5 protein-coding genes and 1 tRNA gene are annotated in these 4524 nt (G+C 61.7%); 2 read left to right on the top strand and 4 right to left on the bottom strand.

The window, feature by feature from the left end; all coding sequences use genetic code 11:
* The first annotated feature begins 142 nt into the window (after nucleotides 1–142).
* Together G6022_RS14725 and G6022_RS14720 are read left to right on the top strand one after the other, a co-directional pair.
* Nucleotides 143–469, top strand: coding sequence for a nucleotide pyrophosphohydrolase (locus tag G6022_RS14725; protein WP_182610469.1), 327 nt, complete (start codon nucleotides 143–145; stop codon nucleotides 467–469).
* Between the two features lie 31 nt (nucleotides 470–500).
* Nucleotides 501–2162: a DUF2075 domain-containing protein gene (locus G6022_RS14720; protein ID WP_259847534.1), complete on the top strand. Its 1662-nt coding sequence runs from the start codon at nucleotides 501–503 to the stop codon at nucleotides 2160–2162.
* A 10-nt stretch (nucleotides 2163–2172) separates the two neighbouring features.
* Here G6022_RS14720 and G6022_RS14715 read toward each other — a convergent pair.
* The 4 genes from G6022_RS14715 to G6022_RS14700 form a co-directional block, all read right to left on the bottom strand.
* Nucleotides 2173–2246, bottom strand: a tRNA-Leu gene (locus G6022_RS14715).
* Nucleotides 2247–2297: 51 nt separating this feature from the next.
* Nucleotides 2298–3251: a Ppx/GppA phosphatase family protein gene (locus G6022_RS14710; RefSeq protein WP_347237820.1), complete on the bottom strand. Its 954-nt coding sequence runs from the start codon at nucleotides 3249–3251 to the stop codon at nucleotides 2298–2300.
* Nucleotides 3252–3289: 38 nt separating this feature from the next.
* Nucleotides 3290–3841, bottom strand: a complete 552-nt coding sequence (locus G6022_RS14705; protein WP_182639261.1) for a DUF501 domain-containing protein — start codon at nucleotides 3839–3841, stop codon at nucleotides 3290–3292.
* Nucleotides 3838–4524 (bottom strand): septum formation initiator family protein (locus G6022_RS14700; protein ID WP_182691859.1); only part of this gene is annotated, 687 nt, incomplete at its 5' end. The genes G6022_RS14705 and G6022_RS14700, both read right to left, overlap by 4 nt.

Below are 4524 nucleotides of genomic sequence, written 5' to 3'. Positions count from 1 at the left end.
CGATCACCGGCCCCCAACGGCAATACTGCTGGCCCCCAGACGCAATATCCGGTGGCCCCCAAGCCTCCAAATACTCATCCCATTCCACAGCCTTTCGCGAAGACACCGCGCGCCATCAACGCCGCGCTGTCAAGATGGTCACATGGATTCTCCTCAACGGCACGTACGGGACGAGCTACGTCTGTTCGTAGCGGAGCGAGACTGGGCGCAGTTTCACTCTCCCGCAAACCTAGCAAAGTCGGTATCGATCGAAGCAGCAGAGCTACTAGAGTGTTTCCAGTGGTCCGACGACTACGACATAACGGAGGTGCGTCTTGAACTCGCAGATGTGCTTACATATGCCTACCTCTTGGCAGATCGTCTCGGAGAATCCCCCGAGCGGTTAGTTTTGGAAAAGCTCGCTATCACCCGAGAAAAGTACCCCACCGCAACCGCCAGAGGACGCAGCGACAAGTATGACAGGCTTTAGGATCGACAAGTTCGCCTTTGACCCTGACGCGGTGAGCGTGTGGGCCGATACAGACCCACGGCATAAGAACTGGCCGGTCGTCTATACCCTTGACGGCCAGTCTGAAATCTACATTGGTGAATCGATAAATGGGTCCGGCCGCCTACGTCAGCACATTGACTCCGGCAAAAAACACCAGCTGAATCACGCCCGAGTGATCATCGACGAAACTTTCAATAAGTCGGTATGCCTCGACCTGGAAAGTTATCTGATTCGGTTGGCCGCTGGCGATGGAAAATTCAAGATCCTCAACAGAAATGACGGGATCACTAATGCCGATTACTACGGACGCCCTGGATATCAAGAGAAATTTGACCAGATTTTCGAAGAGCTCCGCTCGGAGGGTATCTTCACTCGCACAGTAGCCGAAATTGAGAATACTGACCTTTTCAAACTCTCGCCTTTCAAGGCGCTGAATCAAGAACAGACCATCACGGTCGAGGACATCCTCAGCGGACTCTTCGAGGATCTCGAAAACGATCGGGAAAGTCGGATCCTGATTCACGGAAACCCCGGAACCGGAAAAACGGTCATCGCCATCTATCTCATGAAGCTCCTGTCCGACATCCAGAGCACAGAAGAAACCGAACAGCCCGAAGGCGACTCCCTCCTCAGCGAGTTCTTCGCGCCGGGCTTCCCTGAGCTTCTCAAGAATTTCCAGATCGGCCTCGTCGTGCCGCAACAGTCACTTCGAAAATCTATTCAAGAAGTTTTCAAGAAGACTCCGGGACTTTCGCCTATCGCAGTACTCACACCATTCCAGGTCGGACAAAGTGAGTCCGAGTACGACCTGCTGATTGTCGATGAAACCCATCGACTCAGCCAACGTGCGAACATGCCCTCTGCGATGAAGAACATCGAGTTTCGAGAGATTAACGAAAAGCTCTTTGGAGAAGACGACCCTAAATACACTCAGCTTGACTGGATCAATCAGCAAAGCAGGCATCAGATCTACCTGCTTGATTCAGCGCAAAGCGTAAGAACAATGGATGTTTCCAAGGCGTCGCTGGACGCCTTGGTCGATTCGATCGATATTGAGACCCGCTCGTACCGCCTTTCATCCCAGATGCGCGTCAAGTCTGACCAGGACTATGTCGGATACATCAGGCGAGTGCTTTCGAACGAACAGCCCGCGCGGCAGCACTTCGAAGGCTACGAACTTCGGCTATTCTCCGATTTTGGAGATTTTGTAAGCGCGATTCGAACTCGCGAAAAGGAAGTGGGGTTATCCCGATTCCTAGCCGGGTACGCGTGGCAGTGGCAGTCAAAGAACGACAAGTCTGCCTATGACATCGTGATCGACGGATCCAAATTTCGGTGGAATCAAACGGACGTCGATTGGGTAAATAGCGCGAACTCCATTGATGAGATTGGATCTATACACACTATCCAGGGTTACGACCTCAATTACGCGGGCGTCATCATCGGACCGGACCTTACTTACTCCCCGCAGTCCGGAGAAATGAAGTTTGACCGAGCACAGTTCTTCGACGGAAAAAGCATCCAGAGAAACAAGCAGCGCAAGTTCACCAACGACGAACTTGTCCGCTACATACAGAACATCTACGCCGTCTTGCTCACTCGAGGGATGCTCGGAACCTATGTCTATGTCTGCGACCCAGAACTTCGGGCTTATCTCGCGAAATACTTCTAGGTCGCAACGGTACCCCCAGTCGGACTCGAACCGACACTTTGACGGTTTTAAGCCGTCTGCCTCTGCCAATTGGGCTATGGGGGCTTGCCAGCCTCGCCGGGGCGGGCCGGGTGGCGCGCGATACGCGGTGCCGAACTAGCCAGCCAGGCGAGTCAGCACCGACATCGCGATGCCGTCCAGGATGTCCTTCTCACTCACGGTGAGTTCGGACAACCCGGCGCGCTCTGCCATCACATCACACAGCTCCTGGACCACGATGGAGCCCCCGCCGATCACATCCGCGCGGCCCGGATGCATGGGCCCCAAGCTGCGGCGCTCGGTCACCGAGGACGCCACCAGACGGTCGCAGACCTCACGCATCCGATCGAGCGGGACCACGCTGCCGTGGATCCGCTCGGGGTCGTACTCCCCCAGTCCCTCAGCCAACGCACTCAACGTAGTAAAGGTGCCCGCCACCCCCACCCAGCGGTCGGCCAGGCCGACGGGCACGTCGCCGGCCTCGGCCAGCGCGTCGGCGATGACGGCCCGGGCCTCCGCGATCTCGTCCGCCGTGGGCGGATCCGAGTGGAGCACCCGCTCGGTGAGCCGCACACAGCCCACGTCGAGGCTGCGGGCGCCGAGGATCTGAACCTCGCCGTGCACAATCTCGCCCACCACGATCTCCGTGGACCCACCGCCGAGATCGGTCACCACGAATGGTCCGTTGGACGGGTCGAGGTCGATCACCCCGCCGGCGAAGGTCAGCTCGGCCTCGGTCTGCCCGGAAATCACCTCGGCCACCGCGCCCGGGAAGTGCTTGCCGAGCACCTCGGCGGTCATGTCGAAGAACTCATTCTTATTGCTGGCGTCGCGGGTGGCGGAGGTGGCCACCATCCGCACCGACTGCACGCCGAGCTCGGCCATGGTGGCCGCATAGTCAGTGAGTGCGGTGCGGCATCGCGAGATCGCTTCGGTCGAGAGCCTGCCGGTAGCGTCGACGCCCTCGCCCAGCCGAATGATGCGCATCTCGCGAGTGACGTCGGTGAGCCCGGACTGGCCGGGCACTCCCTCGGCCACCAGCAGCCGGATGGAGTTGGTGCCGCAGTCCACGGCTCCAACACGAACAGCGCCATCAGCAGCAGTCGCGGTCACTCCTGCTCCTGCGCGTAGTAGTCGGGCACGCCCAGCTCCTCGGGCGTGGGCCAGTCCTCCGGTAGCGCGGTGCCGCGCAGTCCGGCCTCGCAGGCCAGGGCCACGGACTCGTCGCCCAGCCACACCACGCCCGGCCCCTCGGCCAGCGCGTACGCCATCAGCACGTGCAGGCACTTGACCCGCTCGGGCATCCCGCCACCGGAGAAGTCGGTACCCAGGTCCTCGATCTCGTTGCGCTGGGACAGATACCGCTCATGCGCCTGGGTGTAGTTCAGCGCCATCTCGGGGTCGGAGGTCAACCTCGTCGTCATCCCCCTCATGATCCCCGCGGATTCCTGCCGACTCGCCTCGGCGGTGAGCCGCGGATCGGTGAGGTAGTACAGCGTCGGGAACGGGGTGCCGTCCTCCAGCCGCGGCGCGGTCTTGACCACCCCGGGCCTGCCGTCGGGACTGCGGTAGGACACCTCCAGCACCCCGCGCGGTCGCCGACCCAGCTGGGCCTCGATCGCCTCGAGATCGTCACTGGACACGCTGTGTTCGGCGCTCACGCTGGGGGGTCCTCCTGTGGTTGGGGTTGAGTTGCGTCGTCGCCCGGGGAATCGACACCGAGGTGCCCGCGTCGGGGATCGACCGGAACGGCCGGGGTGTCGGGGCCGCCGGGGATGCTGGTGCCCTCGAGGACCGACGTACCCCCCGGGAGACTCGAGTTCTCCGGGAAGATGGGATCGGCGGGCACGGAGATGGAGTCCCACACCCGCGTCTGCCACGGCAGCGCCGCCAACTCGGCCGCCCGCTGCTCGGCCGCCGCCTGCTCCACCGGATCCACCGGGCTCACCCGGTACGGGGTCTCCCCCGGCTTGACGGCGCCGAAGCGGATTCGGGCCTGCTGCTCGATGTACGCCGGATCGGCGAGCAACTGCTCCTCGGCCTCGAGCTCGGCGATCGTGGCCTGCAGCGCGGCCCGCTCCTGCGCCACCGCCTTCTCGTCCGAGAGGAACTGGTAGTGATTGCGCAGGGGGAACGACACCGTCACCAAGAGAATGATGGCGACGACGGCGAGCAGACCGATCCGCCGAGGCGTGTAGTTCCGCGGGCCCAGCACAGTGTCCGAGAGATCGGTACGCGTGGTGAGCCGGTGGGCCTCCGGATGCGCGGTCGAGCCCACCCGGCCGGAGCGGGCCGAGGCGGGCACCGGCCGGTCCCGCTCCCGGCTCGGTGTGCGCCGCTGGGG

The sequence above is a fragment of the Dietzia sp. Cai40 genome (assembly GCF_014145165.1).
Taxonomy (GTDB): domain Bacteria; phylum Actinomycetota; class Actinomycetes; order Mycobacteriales; family Mycobacteriaceae; genus Dietzia; species Dietzia natronolimnaea.
This window is presented reverse-complemented; position numbering and strand designations above follow the sequence as displayed.

Bases quoted from the DNA above. Each gene is read 5' to 3' on its own strand.
- G6022_RS14725 (WP_182610469.1), top strand. From the start codon at position 143: ATGGATTCTCCTCAACGGCACGTACGGGACGAGCTACGTCTGTTCGTA.